The organism is Paenibacillus sp. LS-5 (assembly GCF_056121505.1).
On the sequence record NZ_JBWAVA010000004.1, the window covers coordinates 1 to 23,066 of the forward strand.

Sequence of the window (23,066 nt, forward strand, 5' to 3'; positions counted from 1 at the left end):
ATGACCATACCGTTCCGTCCCTCTTGAGTGCATAGCTACTACTTCTGTGGGCTGCAATGGCAACAACATTCGTTAGATTACTTACTTGTACCGGAACCAGACTGTCCGTGCCAGCTCCACTTTTGCCGTTTCCTAATGACCCAGAAAAGTTAACGCCCCATGCCCAAACAGTTCCGTCACTTTTGAGCGCCAAGCTATGCAAGGTCCCTGCAGCGACACTTATCACATGTGTTAACCCTGGTACCTGCACAGCTGTGGTCTTCGAAGTTGTAGTTCCGTCCCCCAATTGTCCAAGATTATTGGCTCCCCATCCCCACACACTTCCGTCTTCTTTGACTTGAAGGGTGTGCGCTTGTCCGGTACTAACAAGGCTAATTGGCGTTCGAACAACATATACCCCTTCAGTTGAAGAATTTCCTGCTTCATCTCGTGCAACCACTTTGAATGTATATGATTTATTAGAAATCAAATTATTAAATGTAAATTTAGTGTTTGTTGTATTCCCTAATAATACGGAATCTTGGTAGACATCATAACCTGTTACTCCAATATTATCAGAACACGGCAACCAAGATATACTTACCTTATTATAGTTAAATAAGTCGATATCAAATCCAGTAGGTCTCGTTGGCTTCGTTTTATCCACTTTTGCATCGCCAACAACGTCTTGACTAAGGTTAGTAGCATTATCTACTGATCGAGCTAAAACCTTATATAAACCCTCAGTATCGATAATAATAGGTGCGGTATAATCCTTCCATTCACCCTCATCAATCTTGTATTGGTACTTCTGAAATCCACTGTTAGGAACCCCCTTATTTGTATCGGATCCGCCAGTTAATGTAACGGTTACAAACATATTGGTCCACTTTAATGGCTCTACTGTCATAATTGGCTTAGGCGGATTGGTTTTATCAACTTTAGCCACCCCAGTTACTTCTTCACTCAGGTTAAATACATTGTCCATTGATCTGGCGTAAACATTGTATAGTCCTTCTGTATCGATTACGAAAGGAGCGGTATAATCTTTCCATTCTCCATCCTGGTTGATCTTGTACTGATATTTTTGAAAACCACTATCCGCATCCGTTCCTCCAGCTAATGTAATCGTGACAAACTTATTCGTCCATGTTGTAGGATCAACTGTCATTACAGGGATGGTCGGATTGGTAGTGTCAACCTTTACCGTCTCCGTTAATACTTCAGAGTCATTTCTATTTTTATCTCTTACATAGGATTTAAAATTATATGTCCCTGTAAGTGGTAGTGCTACTGGTTCTGTGTAATCTTTGTATTCAGAATCATTAAGATTATAAAAATATTTGTAAATACCAGATGTATTATCAGTTCCGGATAAATTATAATAAACGTTTTTCCCGTACCACTCATTGACACCTTTTACTCCAGCAACATGTGAGCTTAGCGTTGGAATTGTTTCGTCTTGAGTTCCTCCAAGATCAAGGTCAACTGAAGGAGAAATGGAACGTTCAATATTACCATCCCCATTCTGATCTACTTGAAGCACTACTTGCCCATTCTGAGTAACATCAGTTTTAAATATTGAACCAGGAGTAACAGCAACATTATCAAAACGCAATGTTTTATCTTCAACATCGTTTTCGTTCGCCCAAACTATTGAAAAGGTTAATTCCCCATATCCTGTACCAACGATGCTAACTTTATAGTTTTCAACATCGTTTACTAAAACAATCTTTGTTTCTCCATCTGTAAAATACTTAGCGTCTGGAATATTAGAATCAAAGTTGTCAGGACCACTTGGTCCAGTATGGTTTCCCGAAGAATCATAGACATGCAGTTCTACAGGACATTCAACTTTAAACTTTAGAGTATCTGTCTTAGTTGTTGTCGTACGTACATTAGGGACATTAACATTAGGTTGTCCCTTTAAAATGTTCAGAATTTTTTTCTGAACATCAACATTCTTTGCAAGGCCAATATGTGATGCTTTTACATAGTAAGTCCGGGTTGGGTCAAGTTGAAAGCCCGCTGTGGCACTAGAAGTAGGCACAACACCATCACCCTGTATATTTCTCACATCATCAAGATTAAAAGAAAGATTATTATTAGAATTAATACGGTAAACTAATTTTCCTAATGTTGGTTTTTGATCACCCACAAAATAGTATGAATCCACACTGTTAAGATTATTGACTACATCAAGAGATGAGTGGAAATTAATAGCTTGATCAAACATTGATCTATTAGAAAACTGTGTTGAATTGTTTTTTAAAAATTGGACAGTATCATTAAAATCATATTTCTTTATTGCCTCCCCCCGAGACTTATCGGGACCCAGAATTCTTCTCAATTCTATATATCCATTCGTCTGAAAAGAAAAGTATTCTTTTGTTGGAAGCAACTCAAAAAGTGAAGGAATATTTTTTGCGATTTGTTGTACAGGAATGTGGATAGCCAAATTTTGCAGATCAGTTTCTGCAATATTTCCTGTTTCCATCATATAAGCTGCTTGTGGTGCACCAAGAAAAGGAGTTCCTAAAGTAATCAATTTTTTTATCAGATGTCCGTTTCCCTGCCTTATAAATTCAGTAGCAATAATTCCCCCCATACTATGAGCCACAACATAGTAATTACTATAAGGGTGCTTAGTCCGCTCAGAATCTATAACTCCTTTCAACTCTTCGGCACTTTTGCTTGTACGAACCCTCCAATCATATGCAAAATCAATAACTTTAAAACCTTCATTATCAAAAAATGATCGTATGCTGCTATAGTAATCATCAATACTATGACCCACACTAATATTTTCAACACTTTCTCCAGAAGAATTCATTCTTAAATTGTGAATATCAGAAACAGCATTAAGATTTTGTCTTGGCATCCATTTCTTGTCCTGACCTAAAAACAATTCACTTCCCATGATCCCTGGAATGAATATTATCCTATCTTTGTAAACAGTAACTGTACATTCTCTTGTGTAATTAACAGCATCAGTAGGTTTAACTACAAATCTATATTCTCCTTCATCTCTTGGTTCATAAGAAAATCGTTCCCCCCAAGTTGAACCCCTAAAAATATAATCTGTCAATAATACATTATCCTTATAGATATTTATTAATACTGGGTGTGCTGTGTCATTAAAACCATAGGTTATGTATATTTTTTCACCAAATTTCACAACATTAGAATCGGGATACACTGAGGTACTTAATATTCCAATTGAACTAACAGTAGAATCAAGTTGAACTTTATTATTCAGTACATCCTGTTGTGTAACTTCTTTTGCAAGAATAACACCATTATGGCCAAATCCATATCCATTAATTAAGGAAAAGACCATCATTAAACACAACCATATTTTCCATTTTTCTCTCATATACTTAATCTCCTTCTACTAGTAATGTATGGATAGATAAACCTACACTTAAAGAAATCAATTAGTTTATTTGGGGAATTTCAATATCCAAAGCGCTATAATTAGAACTAATTGTATTAACAAGTAAGACAAAGGAAACAAAAACACCAATTCAACAAAACCATTGTCAAATTTAAAATCGATAAAACCAGGCCCATTCGCTTCATTCCCTTTAACTTTATTAAGAAAAAAAAGAATACTAATACTAGGAATAGTACTTGCGCAAAACCAAATTAAGTTATATTTAATTTTTTTTGTTACTAATGACATCATGCAAGTTACGTACAGAAGAATTATTAGAACAGAATAAATTATAAATATTTGTCGTATGGCCTCTTCCTCCCACTTTCCTACTTTTATATTCATAAAACGAATAACAAATAAATGTAAAATTACAATAAATACTATTTGTGAAATTGCTCTTATCCTGGTAGTAAATTTACTTTTCAATTTATTTACACCTCACAGTTATGCAATAAGAATTTGATAGATTTGGGCTCAATCTATAAATCTGTGATTGATATTCTCAACCAAATAAGCGATGTCGATTGCTTTCAACTAAAATGCCAGCTATGTAGCAAACGCGATTGCGAGTAAAATATTGTCTTCACTGATAAGCTTTATTGGGATCCCCTCTATACTTTCGAATGATTAACTTTTTTTCTTATTTTGATGAGATAATATAAAATCATAATAAATTGTATAATAAAAATACTCCAAGGAAGCAGAAAGAGCATTTCCGCTTGATATTTTGGAAAAAATTCAATAGAAACGAAAACTCCATACTCACTATCACCGTCACCTTGTATTGCTTTGAAAAATACAAGGAGTAAAAGGCTTGATAGCATAGTTACTAAAAACCAGATGACATTGTACTTTATCCTCTGAGTCCTTATTAACAAAAAAGAATTAATAAAACATAAAATTAGCGGCACAAAGTTAGATTAAGATAAGATGTAATCCAATAACTAGCGATACATAATGAATGGCTTGGAGAATTGTCTGTATTGATTCCCCCCTTTGACATTGTGTTAGGCTAAAGGAAAAATAACACTTCTACATCAACTACCTTTTAATGTAATTATCGGAAATATGAAGAATAAATTGAATAGTAATACTATCTTGGAAGTCGAAATAAAAAATTTATTTTGAACAGAGTATGAAACAAAAAAACAAAGTCAAACATAGAGAGCAACCTCTTTATAGAGTCTTTTGAGTTTTATGATTGATCTGATAAACTCAGGTAAAAACTGAATATAAGATAAAACGAAGATGAAGGTACTTTTCGCAACTACATCTAATTAGCAGCAGGATAGTGAGTAAAATCTTACGGGAGGAACGACCACTCATAGACAAAAAAAACTTCCAGTAAACCAATACAAGATTTCCGAAATTATTATCTTTACCCTCTTTACTGCGATAAGAGTTTGAGCTGTTCCTTCATCCACGTCTATAATGCACGTGTCTTTGTATTTACCCCCGCCGACGTTCACGTCAGCAAAGAACAGATTCACGCGCTTGTCTATGATGTGAAGAGCGGAAAATGGTTGCGCAAATGGCGCTCCTTTCCGAATATGATCTATGACCGCTGCCGGATTCAGCGCAGCCAGCGCTTCCAGCAGCTGCTGCGCTTCCGCGCGCGGTACAGCCACCTGACCTTTCTGAACCGCCCGCTGCGCAATAAATGGACGGTGCATCAGACCTTTTCGCAGCGGAGCCGCTTCCGGAAGCATATGCCGGAAACGCTGCTGTACCAGTCCTCTGCTGACCTCCACCGGATGCTGAAATCTAGTCCAGTCGTCTATGTCAAACCGGTCAACGGCACCGGCGGACGCGGGATCCTGCGGATCGAACGTCAGGGCCAAGACAAATCTCTCTACGATATCCAGGGACGCCGCCAGAGCCGGCAGATTATCGCGCCACGGAAGGTTTCGCTTACCCGCCTGGATTCTATTGTGCGCCAGTGGTGCCTCGGCGGACGCTTTCTGGTGCAGCAGGGCATCCCGCTGCGCCTGCCAAGCGGACGTTACCATGACTACCGCATGCTTGTGCAAAAGAACGGCCACGGTGCCTGGGAGCTGACCGGCATGGCCGGCCGGGTGGGTGCCGCCCGCAGCGTCACCTCGAACCTGCATGGCGGCGGTCACGCCATCCGTGCCGAGATTCTGCTGAAGCAATGGCTCGGGAGTGAAGACAAAGCTGATAAAGCGGTGAAGACCGCAGAGAAACTGGGCCTCGACGCTGCCGCTTATCTGGAGGAGAGCTTCGGTGCCCTCTGCGAACTGGCGCTGGATCTCGCCATTGACCGCGAGGGCCGAATCTACGTACTGGAGGTAAATCCCAAGCCTGCCCGCGAGGTCTTCGCCCGCTCCGGCGACAGCGGGACTTACCGCAAAGCGCTGGTCCGTCCGCTGGAGTATGCGATGTGGGTGTATAAGAACAAGAATACGCCGAGTTCGGTGAAGACGGTTGAGGAATAGAACAAAGTAAGATGAAGGTAACAGAGAAGATCAAAATGACCAATAAACCACAACCCATTAGGCAAGTTGTTTATTGGTCATTTAATTTTCAATATTACAGTAAAGATAATAAGTTATTTTGTTATTGTGAATATAACCCCCGCCCAAACGAAGCACAATATTCAACATTGATAACCAAATTCCCAGTCCTGCAAAGGCACTAAATATGAGGGATACTATGATTTCCTCCAAGCTTTATGTTCTCTGAAGTTCTTAAAATTCAGAAATAAATGGTATTACTAATTGACAAACAACCGCCCCTTCTCAAGTCTGCAGAAGGAGCGGTTATTTTGTAGATTGCGCTATTAAGCCTAATATCTATATAAGGGTGAAGCCGTCGGGAGAAGCCAACTTTGTTCCATGATAATTTGGGGCAGCCCCCTTCTCTTCTCGGTCCTTTCTGAATAGATAATCATCTGTTCCGTTGTGCCAACAGTTTTAGCAGAACCGTCACCGCCTCAGCTCTTGTCGCAGAGTCTTGCGGGGCAAACTCGTTATCCCCTCTCCCTTGTACGATTCCCGCTCGCTTCACGAATTCTACGCTGGCTTTCGCCCACGCCGGAATATTCTTATCGTCAGCGAAGCTGGTGGTCCGCTTGACTTCGGCAGACTTACCCAGGACTTTAGCGAGCATGACTGCCATTTCGGCACGGGTTATTTCCGCATTCGGATGGAAACCGCCGTCTCCATAGCCATTAATAATGCCTGCTTGCACCGCGTGTGCAATTGCTGTCTTCGCCCATACTCCAATTGTGTCTGTATCTGTGAAAGTTAGATCCGCTGCTGCTCCTTGCGGTTTCAGCACATTCATTAGCATCACCGCGAATTCCGCACGGGTTACCGTTTGATTCGGTTGGAACTTTCCGTCTGTGTAACCTTTAACCATTCCCATGTTCACCGCTTGCTGAATACTGGCCTCTGCCCAGTGCCCCGCGATATCACTGAAGTTCATTACCGTGGTTGTGTCCGTTACAGGTTCTGTGACTGGCAATCCCGTCACTTCGTCTACACTGAGCACAGCGTATTTCCCGAAATGATTCACTTCTACCATGATGTGATTCCCTTCGATCTTGCCTCCTGTTAATTCAACCCAGGCTTTCTTTACTTCGTCATAATAGAACACTGCTGCCTTTTGGTTACTTTTCACAAGGATTGGATCGAACGTAAGGTTCAACGTTACCGGTTTGTTGAAGTCCTCCGAGAAGTTTTTGGTAATCTCGTATACAGGGCTGAGCAGAATCTCGTTATTCGTGAACAGAACTTGAGGGCCCAGCACCTTTTCGATGGATACTATCAGTTCTTTAGATGCCGCTCCAGCGGGTATAGAGATCTTAACGGCGTCCTCGAAGCTAACCTCGCCCGCTTGGTTTACGGGAAGCGTTAAAGTACCATTCGTGCTGGTAACGATGATGTTGGTGGGTAGCGTGAAGGTACTGCCAGAGCCCGTATGGCTACCAGTGTCGGTATCAGTGCTAATAGGTGCTGTCGCCGGGAATCCGGCGGTCACAATACCTGAGTCCGCTGCATTCGTTGTGGTTGCCCCACCTACGGTGAAGAAATTAGCAGGCACTCCCGTTAAGGTATATCCTGGTTTAGGCGTGATTGTGATCGTAGCCGCGTAAGCTGTTCCTGGAACAAATAACGTCGTCGTAGGCGACCAGCTAACCGTTGCTGTATAATCTGGCGAATACGTTACCGTTGTTACTGGCGTTGCCCCGGTTACTGGGGCTGTTACACCAGCTATCCCTGCTGTTGAAATGGGGACGATTGTCACGGGTACTTCTGTGACAGGCGCCGCTGCGGTCGCCGGAAATTCGGCAGTTACAATGCCTGAATCCGCTGCATTCGTCGTGGTTGCTCCAGCTACGGAGAAGAAATATGCAGGCACTCCCGTTAAAGTATATCCTGCCTTGGGGTTAATTGTAATGGTTGCCGTGTAGGCTGTTTCTGGGTCAAATAATGTCGTCGCTGGCGACCAGCTAACCGTCGCGGAGTATTCTGCTGAATACGTTACGGCAGTTACTGGCGTTGCCCCGGCTACTGGTGCTGTTACTCCCGCTATTGCTCCTGTTGCGATAGGTATAGCGGCCGTTGCCGGGAATACCGCGGTCACAACCCCCGAATCCGCTGCATTCGTTGTTGTTGCTCCGGCTACGGTGAAGAAGTCTTTAGCCACTCCCGCCAAGGTAAATCCGGGCTTAGGTGTAAGACTTATCGTTGCCGTGTAGCTTGCTGCTCCGGCAAAGGCTGCATCTGCCGGGGTCCAGGCTATTGACGCCGTATATTCTGCAGTGTCCGCTATCGATGTTATCGGCGTTGCTCCTGCGACTGGTGCGGTTACTCCCCCTATCGCTCCTGTTGCGATAGGTATAGCCGCCGTTGCCGGGAATACCGCGGTCACAACCCCCGAATCCGCTGCATTCGTCGTGGTTGCTCCGGCTACGGTAAAGAAGTCTTTAACCACTCCTGCTAAGGTATAACCCGGCTTTGGTGTAAGGCTTATTGTTGCCGTGTAGCTTGCTGCTCCAGCAAAGGTTGCATCTGACGGAGACCAGGCTATTGAGGCTGTATATTCTGTTGCGTCCGGCAATGTCGCAACTGGTGTTGTCCCTGTTACCGGCACTGTTACCCCCGCTATTGCTCCTGTTGCGATAGGTATAGCCGCCGTTGACGGGAATACCGCGGTCACAACCCCCGAATCCGCTGCATTCGTCGTTGTTGCTCCGGCTACCTTGAAGAAGTCTTTCGCCACTCCTGCCAAGGTAAATCCGGGCTTAGGCGTTAGGCGAATTGTAGCCGTGTAGCTTGCTGCTCCGGCAAAGGCTGCATCTGCCGGGGTCCAGGCTATCGCCGCCGTATATTCTGCTGTGTCCGCTATCGATGTTTTCGGAGTTGCTCCTGCGACTGGTGCGGTTACCCCCGCTATCGCTCCTGTTGCGATAGGTATAGCCGCCGTTGCCGGGAATACCGCGGTCACAACCCCCGAATCCGCTGCATTCGTTGTTGTTGCTCCGGCTACCTTGAAGAAGTCTTTCGCCACTCCTGCTACAGTAAATCCGGGTGTAGGTGTTAGGTTAATCGTCGCCGTATAGTTTGCTGCTCCGGCAAAAGCTGCATCTGCCGGGGTCCAGGTTATCGCCGCCGTATATTCTGCTGCGTCTGGCAATGTCACAACTGGTGTTGCCCCTGCTACCGGCACTGTCACTCCAGCAATCCCCGCTTCAGTGATAGGTACTACGGTTTTTGGAAACACTGCGGTTACAACACCTGAACCCGCTGCATTCGTAGTTGATATTGCTCCGGCTACCGTAAAGAAATTCTCAGGAATACCTGTTAATGTATGAAAAGCGTCAGGAGTAATTGTAATCGTAGCTGTATAAGCCGTTCCTCCAGCAAATTCTGTAGTCGTTGGTGACCAGCTAATTGTTGATGTATATTCTGCCGAAGCTGTTATGGTTGATACTGGCACTGCGCCTGTTACTGGTACAGTTACTCCAACTATCGCTGCTGCGATGTTGTTGATTGGTCCACCACGATTCGCATCGTAACCAACTAAACCACCCACATAGCTTGATCCAGTCACACCAGTCACACTTCCTGTGGCGTAACTGTTGTTGATAGTTCCTTTGTAGTTTATTCCCACCAATCCGCCTACATATTGATGTCCATTCACATTTCCCGTGGCGTAACTATTGCTGATAGTTCCGTAGGAGCTTTGTCCCGCCAATCCGCCCACAACAGCCCAACCTTTCACTTCAACATTTTCCAGTTTCATATCGGTAATACTCCCATCAAATGATGCGAACAATCCAGAAAATCCATTAAAGTCTGCTTTTCTATCAATCTTCAAATTTGTGATTTTAAATCCATTGCCGTCGATGTTTCCATGAAAATTATTAGCACCGTTTTCATCGATTTGCCCTATTGGTACCCAGTTCACGTAACTGCTCAAATCAATATCCGCTGTCTGCTTAAAATAAAGACCCGGACCCAAATAATTCCTAACCTCATTCAGCTGATCGGCCGTTGCGATCTGATAAGGATCACTTGCTGTACCCGTTCCTCCAGCGAAGCTTACCGAAGCATGAGCCGTCCCCCCGCTAGGTACAATAACTCCTGAGATCCCACCCAATACCATTAACAACACTAGGAAGATCGACAATCCTTTTTTATACACCCTATCCATCGCATTCTCTCCTCCACAACTTCTCAACTTCATATATTTCTCACAAATAATTCCGATCTTCAAGCTCCATTGTGTCATTATTCATTGTGTTCATCCCACTATAAACTTTTCTGCGCAAAAAAGTACCTCCCCATTTGGGGAGGTACGCATAAATATTTATTAATTAAACTAAAATCCTTAATTCTTTGGCTCGCTGCAGAGCATGTACCCGATTGTTCGCTTCAAGCTTTCTGTACACATTCCGAATATGAAACTTTACGGTTTCACCTGTGATGTGTAGATCTGACGCAATCTGCTTATTCGTCAATCCACGTGCAATCAATACCAGAACCTTCGTTTCCTGATCGGTCAGTATTTCTTTACGAGGCTGTTCGATTTGGAAGCTGTCTTGGCTCGTGACCTGCATAGCCTGAAGCAGTTGCTGTACATAACCAAAAGTAACAAGCTGCGCATCTCCCAAGTAACTGCCTTGCAACCTCTTTCCATAAACCGATAGCAGCTCTGCCATCATAGGACCTTCATCTAAAAAGCTGCGAATATATCCCTCCGGCTCTGCTAAGTGTAGGGCTGTCTCTAACTGAAGGAGTGCTGCCTCCGTTTGACCAGAGCGCTTAAGCGCCATACTGTGCAAAATAATGACCTGAATACGATCCCGCAGACGGTCTTCCTTATCCGACATGCGATTTAACCGTTCCAGCAAGTTCAGTGCTTCATCCATCCGCTCACAAGCAACAAGTACTCTGGCATAAGCAAGATATTCTGCAACCCGGTTTAGCGAAACCTCATCCGTATGCACCATACCAGATCTTTGCAGCCAGTCCTCAGCTTCTTGTAGCGAGCCTTGCCGCAGGGACAGACAGGCCTGTTCCGCTTCAATTCTGAGCATAAATAATTCGTAATCTGGAGAGTTGATCTGCGATTTCAACCCGGTCAGCAGCGCAGTGGCCCGTTTAGGATTGCCTATGGCTTGTTGAATCCTTGAAGCGCTAATGGAAATTTGGATCATAATCCGCGCAAAAGGCTGCATATCCTGACGTCCGAGCACCATCGCAGCATACATCTCAGCTTCTTCCAGCCGGTTCCACTCGTATAACAGCTTGCTGTAGGAAGCACACAAGAATCCGAGAAAAGGATATTCCTGCTTGTTGTGCCACACGGTGATCCATTTGGGCAGGAATGCATCCGCTGCATGAAGATCATTGATATGGGCCAGCAGATCGTCAAACGAATCAAATCCCTGGTATCTGTTGCGCCCCACCGTTTGAAAGAAACTGCCTTCCGGCATATACTGTTCAACCAGCCCGAAGTAGTCTGACGTTCGTTCCAAATCTTTTTGCAGATAGGAGGTAATCGCATGGAAAAAGTAGATATTGCCCATGGCCTGCTTCCATTCCGCATCCGTTGCTTTGCCCTCCAGAGCTTGAAACCGGATGGTAGCTTGTTCCACTCTGTGAAAAGCTGCCGTCCATTCTCCAACGCCTAATAAGACGGATATATAGAACAATTCGATCATGGGCTTCTCCGCAAAGGAGTCGGCCGGCAAGACAGAGACCCAACGGATCAATACAACACTTTTCGTCTGAACTAACTTATGTAGATTTTTCTCAATCAAGCGGACAGCATCTGAAAACTGTTTTCCCTCTAAGTAATGTTCCACCGCTTCTTCGTCAAATCCTTGACTCTCCAGCCACTTCGCCGCACGAACATGCGCCTGCACCCATTGATCCGGGTCTGTTCTGAACAATAGCTGTTGTAAGAAATCCGAGAGCAAGTGATGATACCTATACCATTTCCGATGATCATCCAAAGGGACAATGAATAAATTCATTTGCTCTAATGTTTCCAATTGCGCTTGACCATTCATCTGACCGGTAACGGCCCGGCATAAGGATGCGTTCATGCGATTCAAGATGGATGTTTGCAATAAAAAAGCACGGGTCTGCTCCGGTTGATGGTGAAATACCTCTTGCAGCAAATAGTCGGAGATATGATGCTGATGACCGCTGAACTGCTGAAGGCTATCCGTAATATTGTCACTTTGTTTCAAGGAAAGGGCTGCCAGCTGCAAGCCGCTGATCCAGCCTTCCGTCTGCTGGAACAACATCTTCACTTGCTCTGGGGATAAGCCTAAATCGGTCGTTTCGCGAAAAAATACCAGTCCTTCGTCCAATTGAAACCGCAAATCCTGCATTTTAATCTGATGTAATTCACCTTTGGCCAACAGCCTGGCGGTAGGTATGGACAGATCCGTACGACTTGCAATATAGAGATGAATATGAGGTGGTAAATGCTCTAGCAGATAGATCATGGACCGATGGATAGAGGGAAGTTCAATGACATGATAATCATCAAGAATAATGACCAGATCGTGGGGGAAGCCGTTCAACTCATTCAAGAGTTCTGTGATGGCAGGCTCCGAGGAGATTGAAGGCCCACCATCAAGCAGGGATTGCACCGCTAAGCCGAACCCGGGTACTCTTTCCTGGATGGAAGCAGTGATGTAACTCCAGAACTGAATCCAATCATTATCCTGTGAGTCCAGCGAAACCCAGGCCACATCGCTATCGCATTGCTTCACCCATTCACTTAACACCGTTGTTTTCCCGTAACCCGCCTGCGCGGAAACCAGCGTCAATTTGGCTTCTCTTCCTTCATTCAGCTTATGAATCAGCCTCGGCCGGGCTACCAGAGATTTACGCACATGGGGGATATGAAGTTTAGTATGGACCAACAATAAATATCCCTCCGTATATTTAAAATAAAATAATAAAAGATATGCTGATAATCGCTATAAGTAAGCATGTCTCTTCAATCTCCAATTATATCAGATAAGATACATATAAAATATGGACTCAATCTCTACATTAGCGGTTGATATATTCACCCCAGGAAAGTATCACGCAGGTTAAACCGCCTCTCGACGCTGCCGCTTATCTGGAGGAGAGCTTCGGTGCCCTCTGCGAGCTGGCGCTGGATCTCGCCATTGACCGCGAGGGCCGCATCTACGTGCTGGAGGTCAATCCCAAGCCTGCCCGCGAGGTCTTCGCCCGCTCCGGCGACAGCGGGACTTACCGCAAAGCGCTGATCCGCCCGCTGGAGTATGCGATGTGGGTGTATAAGAACAAGAATACGCCGAGTTCGGTGAAGACGGTTGAGGAATGAAAAATACTGCCTAATAATAAAGCACCGCCCTGCATGTGCGGAGGGGCGGTGCTTAGTCCTTTTCTTCCACCGAATCGGACTCTTTATAGATTTGCGAATATGTAAATTATGGATGAAAAATAAACGATTATACTGGCCATATATAAGATGCGCTGTTTTCGCCTTTTGGACCAGAAAATGATCAGATAAAAAATGCCTAGAATGAGTAGTAAACCTAGTAAGGATCTATATAGATCAAAAGGATTATTATCACCAAACCCCTCTCCAGTACTAAACGCAATGACTATTATAAATTCACAGGTGATCCTTCCTAACACTGGAATTAACAAAAAAAGAAAACATCTTATAAGAAATGAAGAAACTTTATACACCATTAGCCTCCTCTCCTCTATCACTATTTCATAAACCCTATTTCTTGAAGGACAGTCCCTTTGCGGTGTCTGGAAGGTATAAATTTCATAATTATGAACAAATTAACCACATAGCCGGAGTGGCTCAGCCTCGGATTCTGTCTACTTTTATCAATTATTAGCTTATCGTTGAACGGAGTGAGTACAAGATGCTTAAACGGTGGATGAAAAAAGTTTTTATACAGAACCAAAGACAGAACCAAGATATCGAAAAAACCAAGAAGCAACAAACGGCTCGTGCGATCCTTCCCTCATTACCTCATACTCTACTCCTGCTTAAGGAGCAGTTCGGCCAAAGTCCTGACTTTATATTCCGCACCCTCTCCGGGGAACCGAGTGATGAATCCGGGATGGTCGTCTGTTACTTTGAAGGTTTAACAGATCAGAGATTATTGACAAGTGTATTCGAAAGTTTAATCCAAGAGGCTTCTGCCAATAATCCATTGACAACGAACCCTAATCTGCTCGCTTCCCGTTTACTCGAAAGGCTGCCTTCCGGGAACATTCAAATGATCCATACGGAAGATCAGCTCTTTACAGAAATCCTTTCCGGGAGCGTAGTGATTATAATTAACAACTGTCCGTTTTCTCTAGCGGTTATGATCTCTGGTGGGGTTAGACGCAGTGTGGAAGAACCTACCTCCCAAACCGTAGTCAGAGGTCCCAAAGAAGGATTCAACGAGGATATCTCCACTAACATTGCATTGATCCGAAGAAAAATCAAGTCACCCCGGCTCAAATTTGAATCTCACGATATCGGCCAACTCACGCATACCAAAGTAGTGCTGGCCTATATTGAAGATGTTGCTAACCCTGACGTGGTGAAAGAAATCACTTCGAGGCTGCAGTCTATTGATACCGACAGCATACTTGAAAGCGGCTATATCGAAGAGTTTATCCAAGATGCCCCCTTGTCACCTTTTCCTATGATGATTGACACGGAACGGCCTGATACCGTAGCCGGAAGTCTCTTGGATGGGCAAGTAGCAGTGCTCGTGGATGGTACTCCTTTCGCTCTAATTGCGCCAGTCACTTTTTTTAATTTCTTTCAGACGTCCGAAGATTATTATCAACGGTACGATATTTCCACTTTTCTGCGTTGTCTGCGACTAGTGGCTTTCCTCGTCTCTTTGCTCCTTCCATCTTTATATATTGCCCTGACTACCTTCCAGCAGGAAATGATTCCCACTACGCTCCTAATCTCACTTGCAGCACAACGGGAAGGCACTCCTTTTCCTGCCTTGGTAGAAACGCTCATCATGGAAATCACATTTGAAGTGATTCGTGAAGCCGGAATCCGGATGCCCAGGGTTATTGGGCCGGCTATTTCTATTGTGGGTGCCCTGGTTATCGGACAAGCCGCGGTCCAGGCAGGACTTGTATCCGCTGCAATTGTTATCGTGGTCTCTTTTACGGCGATCTCAAATTTTGTAGTTCCGTATTTTAGTATGTCCTCAGCCATTCGGCTTCTTCGCTTTGCCCTCATGTTTCTGGCAGGTTTTCTTGGATTATTCGGTATTTTAGCCGGGCTGATCCCTCTTTTAGCTCATCTGCTCTCACTGAAATCCTTTGGCATTGATTATTTAATGCCTTACAGTCCTTTTTTCAAATCCAATATGAAGGACCTGGTCATACGGGCTCCATGGTGGGCTATGAAGACAAGACCTAATGTCAAATCCAGCAAAAACAGAATTAGACAAGCCCCTCATCAGTTCCCAAAAGGGACCAGCAATAAATTGGACAACATGAAAGAGCCAGAACAATGAAGAGGTGATCGATATGCGTCGTTTAACATGTGTTCTTCTACTATCTATTCTTATATTACTGGGCAGTGGATGCGGTAACCGTACAGAGTTGAATGAATTAGGCATAACAACAGCAACAGGTTTTGACGGCGAAACAGGAGATTGGACAGTTACCTACCAGATCATGAATCCATCGGCATTATCCAATAGCAGCGGGTCATCTGGCGCCGGCGGTTCACAATCTCCCGTTCATACCTTCAGTACACACGGCAAAACCATAAGAGCAGCTGTGGCTGTAAGTAATCTGGAAAATCCGAGAAGACTTTATTTTGCCCATAACAATGTAATGCTGATTGGAAAAAAAACCGCGGAGCAGGGGATCGATGAAATAATGGACACTTACTACCGTAATCCGGACGCACGGGAAACGGTGAGGGTGCTTATCGTCGAGGGGAAGGCACGGGATTTTTTGAAAAAGCTAGATCCGCCGGAAAAGATACCCGGACAGGCATTATCTGAAATTTTGAAAAAAAACACTCAATTTGCATCCTTTTACCCTTCCATTACACTTCATGAGCTGGCACTAAAAATCACTTCAGACAGTGCTGCGGCCGGGGTTCCGACCTTGGCATTAACGGGAGAAGAGGATGTGAAAATGAATTCCACAGATATTTTCAATCAAACCTCTACAAAAGGAAAAATGAAGATATCGGGCTTATCGGTGTTCCGAAAATCCAAAATGATCGATGTAATTCACCAGCAAGAGAGCTTAGGTATTTCCTGGCTAAACAATCAGATTGATTTGACAACATTAACTACCCTGGATAGCCAGCCCAGACCATCGGCAATTCTTATCCAGAAAGCAAAAGTCAAGGTATCTCCCGTACTAGATAAAAATAATAATTTCACTTTAATGGTAAATGCTAAAGTCAGTGGCGAACTGCAGTCAACCCTCTCTAAGGAGGACATAACATCAATGTATGGTCTGGAGAAGTTACAACTCCAAGCGGAGGAGCTAATCGAAGCTCAAATGAGAGAAGGTTGGAAATCTGTTCAGCGAATGAAGATTGATCTGATCGGGATCGCTGACAAAATACACAGGAAATATCCAAAAGAGTGGAAACAATTAAAAAACTCTTGGCCCGATGAGTTAGCTAATATGAATTTGCAAATCAAGGTAAATGTAAATATAAAGCGGGTAGGTCTTCTGCAAAACTCCTTTGGTGATTTACTGAAGTCTGAATAATGAGAGTCTGTAAAATATATTGTGTAAACTCTCAAACCCATTAAAATGGAAGTAAGAGAAAGGTTGGGGAGAACACATGGGACTTTGGACAAAACAGCAGTTACGGGAATTTATTAAGGAAAACAATTTGGTAAGCGCACAGGATGCGCAGAATGCTCTAAAAGATCTATTTGCGGAGACAATTCAGGAGATGCTAGAAGCCGAAATGGATACTCACTTAGGCTACGGAAAGCATGAAGTGAAAGCGAAGCTCACGCCAAACAGCCGCAATGGAAAGAGCCGTAAAACGGTCGTCAGTGAGTACGGTGAACAGGAAATCGCTATCCCCCGGGACCGTCTGGGTGAGTTTGAGCCACTTGTCGTCAAGAAGCATCAGTCGAACGTAACGGGCATCGAAGAACAGATCATTGCCCTGTATGCCAAAGGTGTCAGTACAAGAGAAATCCAGGATCATCTAGGGCAGATGTATGGCATTGAAGTCTCTCCTACGCTCATTTCCAATGTCACGAACAAGATTGTTCCTCTCATTAAAGAATGGCAGAACCGGCCTCTACAAGGCGTCTACGCGGTCGTCTATCTGGATGCCATCCACTTTAAAGTGAAACAAGACGGGGCCATTATCAACAAGGCCGCCTACATGGTCATTGGCATTGATTTGGACGGAAACAAAGATGTGCTGGGCATGTGGATCGGGGAGAACGAGTCCTCCAAGTTCTGGCTTAGCGTGCTGAATGAGCTGAAGAACCGCGGGGTTCTGGACATTCTCATTATCTGCGTGGACAACCTGTCTGGGTTCTCTCAAGCGATTGCAGCCTGCTACCCCCAAACTGAAATCCAGAAGTGTATTATTCACCAGATCCGCAGCTCCACACGGTACGTGTCTTACAAGGACATTAAGAAGGTAACCGCCGACTTAAAGCCTATATACAAGGCTGCTACCGAGGAAGGTTCCTTGCTTGAACTCGACCGTTTTGAGGAAGTCTGGGGAGCGAAATACCCCCTCATTATACGTTCCTGGCGGACCAACTGGGACGAACTCGCTACCTTTTTCAAGTACCCGCCTGAGATCCGCAAACTCATCTACACCACAAATATGATCGAGAGTTACCACCGTCAGCTTCGTAAAGTGACGAAGGGAAAAAGCATCTTTCCCACAGATGAGGCTTTGCTCAAAATGCTCTATCTGGCCACCGTCGATGTTACCCGGAAATGGACGGGGCGTGTCCAAAACTGGGGGCAAATGCTACTTCAGCTCTCGGTCTTTTTTCCCGATCGGGTCGGTCAACACTTGCGTTAGATTCGCGACTTCCCCCTCGGGGGAATCTGTGCTTAAAAGAGTTTACACAAAATTATTGACAGACCCAATAATGAATGTAATCCATATCCGATAAGGGGTTGAGTAAAGCTTATGAGCAAGTATACCCTTCGCGTATCCGAATTGGTGATATGCCTCTCCTTATTTGAGGTAGGGAGCACTACTTTATTTTTCCTGGGTAGTGAAGCGAAACAAGATGCATGGCTGGCAATGCTTATTGGTGCCTTCGCGGGTCTGCTCCTGCTTATTCTTCATCTGTCCATTTACAATCAAGAGCCGAATCTGGATTTGTTCCAGCTTTTTCGAAGATATATGGGGAAATACCTGGGCTCCCTTCTGAATTTCATGTTTGTAGGTTATTTCGCATATGAGGCTTCAAGGAATCTACGTGATTTAGGAGAAGTCACTTTATTGACCCTCCTAAACCAGACTCCATTATGGATTGTTTCCTTAATTGCCATCCTGGTGGAGTCTAACACGATTCGTTACGGGTATAAGGTGTTCTTTGGGATGTGTATGATACTCTTCCCTGGAATGGTGTTTGGGTATACCATCATCAGTATCATCATTCCGGCCGCCGGCTTGCTCCACTTGGAGTATTTATTCCCGATTCTGGAAAACGGCTGGATTCCTGCCTTCAAGGCCGCGATTCCGGAGATTATCTCCTTTCCGTTTGGGCAAGTTGTGTTATTCCTTGTCTTCTATCCACACGCGCGGAAAGCAAAAAATCTTCGCAAAGCTGTAATAACGGTCTATATCCTTACAGCCATATCACTGACATTCCTCAATCAATTAACCGTATTGGTGATGGGCCACAAATTAGCATCATTCAGTACTCTTCCACTGCTCGAATCCGTACAATTAATCCGGTTGGCAGAGGTGTTTGAACGTATGGATGCTCTTTTTATCCTGCTGTTTTTTCTGGGTTTAGGCATTAAAATTGCTTTGTTTTTCCACGGTGCAGTCATCGGGCTCGAAAGAATCACAGGCGTTTCCTTTAAAAAGTGGGTGCTGCCTTTGGCTGCAGTGATTTATGGAATTTCCTTTTTGTCTCCAAATTACACCCACCACATTATAGTCGGACGCGAAGTAACCTTAAATACGTCTTCACCTTTTTTTCAAATCGTACTGCCTTTAATTCTATTTGTAGTGATGAAAATAACCAAAAAATGGCGGAAAAATCAAAAGAAGCCGCCCAAGCCTTTTGATAGCTAGGGGCAGCCTTCTTTGCTGATAGAATCTTCCCAAATAGCGCGTTTCTACTCCAGCATACAGATTCAGCATTCTGCTGCCGAAATAATGAATAGGAAGCTAAGAAGCTAACTACATAATGGTTTAAAGAAGGTGAATTATGCTGAAGGATCAATCGTTTATTCATGTAGTGGATGAGCTGCTTGTGCATTCAAACATCCAGGTCCAGGTGAAAATCGAAGCCTGCTTCCCCGGAAAAAGACTGGTTGGCGGCAAATATCATATGGGCAGTCACACCGTTTACCTATATAAAGAAGATATTATAGAGCAATGCGTCCGTCTGTTCGGGTCCCTGGACCGGCTGGAGGAATATATTGCGGTCATCTTTGCCCATGAACTTGGCCATTCGGAAGACCAAAGGCTGCAAGAGCTTGCCTTTCTTCTGGGCGAAGCCCTTACAGAAAGGGAACAGACGGAGATCAGTTTGACCATAGAAGAAAACGCATGGCATTATGCCCAGTGTCTGTTGAGTCATTATGACCCGCTTTTTATTGAACATATTATTGAACAATCCCTGTCGGGTTATCACCAGAGGCTCCAGACTAATATTGCCTAGACAGCCCTATAGTCAGGGAGACCACCATAAGATCCCAGAATGCTCAAGCTTTCTTCCTGAATATCCACTGTACACTAATGCCAACAGAGATCATCAGGAGAAGTAAGAATAGAATAAAGCCTACAAAAGGTATATTAACAAACGCAGTTAAGATAGCTGCACCAACCAGTACTTTCATCCAGTCAGACAATGGCTTATCCCCGTGAAATAGCTCACCGATTCGAAAACTTACTACTGTCGTTCCAAATGCCAAAGTAATCAGCATCAATAGAAGAAGCAGAATAATAAACGGGATACCGATTACAGTGACCAATAGAAGTGCACTTAATGCAGCGAGGATCAAAGTGCCAAAGAATCCGATAAGCAGCAGTCTTGTGAGGGATGCCAGAGGATACCGGTCCGTAAATGCGGCTATTTTTTGTTTACCGGCTATCCTGAAGAGAACTGGGATCAAGATCATTAGCAGACCTGCGGCGAGCTGCAGCACCCATACCCCCAGTGCAATCCCCCCTCCGATCAGCAGGCTGTTTTGAGTGGAGTTGTCCATGGAAATGTTATAAATGTCATCACCCAGCACCGCTCCCGGATCCTGCTTGACCAGACCTCCGATTACAACAACCAGACCTTTAATATCAGCGGTATTGCCCAAATGGAGATCTCCGTTCACCACAACCGCCACACCCGTCACCTGGCCAAAAATCTCAGCATTGCCTCCCACCACATAGACATCATCTACGGTTTGTCCTATAGGTACGGATGTATTCTGATGCTCAAAGATGCTCTTGGCGGATGCCATACCGGGAATGAGGAGCATGAGGAGCGCACAGCAACATAACGTATAAAAGATCTTTCTCAAGTATTTCATCCCTTTCAACTGGTTGACGTTTGAAGCAGGCGCCGCAGTGAGTATACAGAAGCCGTAATGATCCCTAAGGACAGTATAACCGTCAATCCGGATAAGACAGGCACACCTGACAGGAGATGCGATCCCATATATACCATGGCAAGCATCAATTTCAAGAATCCATGCAGCACTTTTGCGAAGATCGAGCCGGCGGCGAACCAGAGAATAACAAGAGACACGAAAGCTGCAATTGGAACCAGAAGCCAGCCCCTTTCTGACGTTGCCTGTTCCTTTTTGCCTGAGAGCGTCTGTAATACACGTATTTCCAGATTCTCCGGTTCTTGAATCTCCCCGAATGCATGAACGACGGTACTCTGTACCGATAATAATTCTTCCAGCAGGAGCTGACAGGACTCGCAGTTCTCCAGATGGGATTCGACCTGTCGCCGCTCCTCATCTGTTAATTCATCATCCATATAAGCTGACAGCTGATCCTCCAAATGACAGGTCATTCCTGGTCCTCCTCTGCTAATTCTCTGCGCAATGACATCCGTGCCGCGAATAATCTTGACTTCACTGTTCCGATGGGGACATTCAGCAGAGAAGCAATTTCTTCATATTTATAACCTTGAACATCATGTAAAAGAATGACCTCCCGATGGTCAACGGACAGCCTGCCTAAGCTCTCCTCTACAGACAACCTGGCAACCGGATCAGATATGCCTGAATCCTCTATGCGCTCATTAGGCTCATCTCTGAATTCCTGCTCTTTGTTATTCTTTTTGAGCCGGTCTTTGCACAGATTGGATACAATGGTCATCATCCACGATGAGAACGCATATTCATTATCCAGGCCGGACAAGGAATAGAAAGCTTTGACGAATGCCTCCTGGGAGACATCTTCCGCATCCATCCGATTGGTTAACATACCAACCGCATAACGGTATACATGGCCTTTGTATCTCCGGACCAGCTCAGCAAACGCCTCCTGATCCCCGCCCCTGGCCAGATGAATAATATGATATAGCTCAGCATCAACCACTTGAGTTCAACTCCTACCGAAACGGCAGCTTTGTCACTATCATGCCATAACTGAATTCGATTCGTAAATCATTCCCTGGAGGATCAGACGGCACTCCTATGATTGGTATGGAGCATTCTGAGGATCTCAAGCAGGAGTATGTTCAGACTGATCCAGACTCCGCCAAAGACATATCCGGCAACCACATCACTGGGAAATTGTACTTGAAGATATATCCGGCTGACTCCAATCAGAAGACATACGAATAATACAGCTGTAATGACCGCAACCCGGACAAGCTTATTCTTATAATGGCGGAGGATGAAGAATGCAGAGAACCCGCACACTGTGATTGAGGTTAGGGTCTCCTCACTGGGAAATGTATTAAACAATTGGAATCCGGCAGCAACAGGACCCGGACGATGAAACAAGCGACGCAAGCCGTCGTCAAGCCATTCTCCCCCAATGACGACCCAGAACAAAAAGCTAAGCTCCAGCAGTTTGTCGCGGACACCTGCAGCGATCCAGATAGCAGTTACAGCGATCAAAGGACCATATAGGTAAACCGTTCCAAGCTGGGTGAAAAGATTCATGAGAGGGTGCCATTCGGGTCCAAAAAGGGTGTGGACAATGTAACTGGCAACCTCATCAAATTGATTAAATTCATGGGCCAGGAAGTCCTGAATCAAGCCTAGCATCAAGGAAACAAATAGGACCAGGGCTGTAAAAGAAGACAGTACCAGAAATCTGACTTTGCCCAGAGAATGAAACCGACGTATACCTCTGGTAAGCAGAACGATCGAAGCTGTCAGCAGCCGTTGTCTGTATTTCTTCAACACATAGATCATCACAGTCAACAAAAGTGAAGCTATCGCAAAAATGATCATATAGCGGTTTACACTTTGGTGATAGACTTCCCATTTGGGTCCGAGGATTCTTCCAAGTGTAATGAACAAGCTGACCCAAAAAATCGCGCCGGAATAGGCATAAAGCGCATATTTTCGGAAGGGCATACGGGTTGCGCCGCAGAAATATCCTGTAATATGTCTGACCCCGGGTATGAAATAGGCAATAAACAGCAGCTTGTCACCATATTTCTCAAACCACACATTCATTCTTCCCAGCTGCTCTTCACCCAAATGAACACGATGTCCATGCTTCTGCAGGAATGGCTGACTCAGCCTGTACCCGATCCAGTAGGAAAGCGTAATGCCGGCGGTTACACCGGCACTCGCAGTAATAATACTGAGCACAAAATTCAGTTTCCCTTCAAATACGAACAATCCCGTATAGCTCATCATCATTTCACCCGGAAGAGGCAATGCGAGCATTTCAAGAAATAAGGCCGTAAATATTAGAGCATATCCATACTGTTCAAGCCAGGTGGTGATACTCATTGAAACCCCTCCTCTTCCTT

Annotated in this window: 13 protein-coding genes and 1 pseudogene; 7 read left to right on the forward strand and 7 right to left on the reverse strand. The window is 44.6% G+C overall.

What is annotated here, in order from left to right; genetic code table 11:
• Nucleotides 1–3,355 (reverse strand): OmpL47-type beta-barrel domain-containing protein (locus tag AC0MA3_RS07745; RefSeq protein ID WP_474655744.1); only part of this gene is annotated, 3,355 nt, incomplete at its 3' end.
• Between the two features lie 1,466 nt (nt 3,356–4,821).
• Here AC0MA3_RS07745 and AC0MA3_RS07750 point away from each other — a divergent pair.
• Nucleotides 4,822–5,874 carry a YheC/YheD family endospore coat-associated protein gene (locus tag AC0MA3_RS07750; protein WP_474655745.1) on the forward strand — a complete coding sequence of 351 codons (1,053 nt, stop codon included), beginning with the start codon at nt 4,822–4,824 and terminating at the stop codon, nt 5,872–5,874.
• 451 nt (nt 5,875–6,325) lie between these two features.
• Here the strand turns inward: AC0MA3_RS07750 and AC0MA3_RS07755 are convergent, their stop codons facing one another.
• Both AC0MA3_RS07755 and AC0MA3_RS07760 read right to left on the reverse strand, forming a co-directional pair.
• On the reverse strand, nt 6,326–10,099 hold the full coding sequence (locus tag AC0MA3_RS07755; protein ID WP_474655746.1) for an S-layer homology domain-containing protein: 3,774 nt from the start codon (nt 10,097–10,099) through the stop codon (nt 6,326–6,328).
• 163 nt (nt 10,100–10,262) lie between these two features.
• Nucleotides 10,263–12,830 (reverse strand): winged helix-turn-helix domain-containing protein, encoded by a 2,568-nt coding sequence (locus AC0MA3_RS07760; protein WP_474655747.1) that lies wholly within the window; start codon nt 12,828–12,830, stop codon nt 10,263–10,265.
• A gap of 185 nt (nt 12,831–13,015) precedes the next feature.
• Here AC0MA3_RS07760 and AC0MA3_RS07765 point away from each other — a divergent pair.
• The 6 genes and pseudogenes from AC0MA3_RS07765 to AC0MA3_RS07790 form a co-directional block, all read left to right on the forward strand.
• Nucleotides 13,016–13,261 (forward strand): annotated as a pseudogene (locus tag AC0MA3_RS07765) (YheC/YheD family protein); the annotation flags it as partial.
• A 559-nt stretch (nt 13,262–13,820) separates the two neighbouring features.
• Complete coding sequence (locus AC0MA3_RS07770) at nt 13,821–15,437, forward strand: spore germination protein (RefSeq protein ID WP_474655748.1); 1,617 nt, start codon at nt 13,821–13,823, stop codon at nt 15,435–15,437.
• A gap of 13 nt (nt 15,438–15,450) precedes the next feature.
• Nucleotides 15,451–16,662, forward strand: a complete 1,212-nt coding sequence (locus AC0MA3_RS07775) for a Ger(x)C family spore germination protein (RefSeq protein ID WP_474655749.1) — start codon at nt 15,451–15,453, stop codon at nt 16,660–16,662.
• Between the two features lie 76 nt (nt 16,663–16,738).
• Entirely contained in the window at nt 16,739–17,959 is a 1,221-nt protein-coding gene (locus tag AC0MA3_RS07780) for an IS256 family transposase (protein ID WP_474655750.1), read from the forward strand.
• A gap of 111 nt (nt 17,960–18,070) precedes the next feature.
• Nucleotides 18,071–19,192, forward strand: coding sequence for a GerAB/ArcD/ProY family transporter (locus tag AC0MA3_RS07785; protein ID WP_474655751.1), 1,122 nt, complete (start codon nt 18,071–18,073; stop codon nt 19,190–19,192).
• 136 nt (nt 19,193–19,328) lie between these two features.
• Complete coding sequence (locus tag AC0MA3_RS07790) at nt 19,329–19,784, forward strand: hypothetical protein (RefSeq protein WP_474655752.1); 456 nt, start codon at nt 19,329–19,331, stop codon at nt 19,782–19,784.
• Between the two features lie 43 nt (nt 19,785–19,827).
• Here AC0MA3_RS07790 and AC0MA3_RS07795 read toward each other — a convergent pair whose 3' ends face one another.
• The 4 genes from AC0MA3_RS07795 to AC0MA3_RS07810 form a co-directional block, all read right to left on the reverse strand.
• Complete coding sequence (locus AC0MA3_RS07795; RefSeq protein WP_474655753.1) at nt 19,828–20,640, reverse strand: hypothetical protein; 813 nt, start codon at nt 20,638–20,640, stop codon at nt 19,828–19,830.
• Nucleotides 20,641–20,654: 14 nt separating this feature from the next.
• Nucleotides 20,655–21,140 (reverse strand): anti-sigma factor family protein, encoded by a 486-nt coding sequence (locus tag AC0MA3_RS07800; protein WP_474655754.1) that lies wholly within the window; start codon nt 21,138–21,140, stop codon nt 20,655–20,657.
• Complete coding sequence (locus tag AC0MA3_RS07805; protein WP_474655755.1) at nt 21,137–21,670, reverse strand: RNA polymerase sigma factor; 534 nt, start codon at nt 21,668–21,670, stop codon at nt 21,137–21,139. The genes AC0MA3_RS07800 and AC0MA3_RS07805 overlap by 4 nt, the downstream gene beginning before the upstream one ends.
• A gap of 83 nt (nt 21,671–21,753) precedes the next feature.
• Nucleotides 21,754–23,046, reverse strand: a complete 1,293-nt coding sequence (locus tag AC0MA3_RS07810) for a bifunctional DedA family/phosphatase PAP2 family protein (protein ID WP_474655756.1) — start codon at nt 23,044–23,046, stop codon at nt 21,754–21,756.
• Nucleotides 23,047–23,066: the final 20 nt, after the last annotated feature.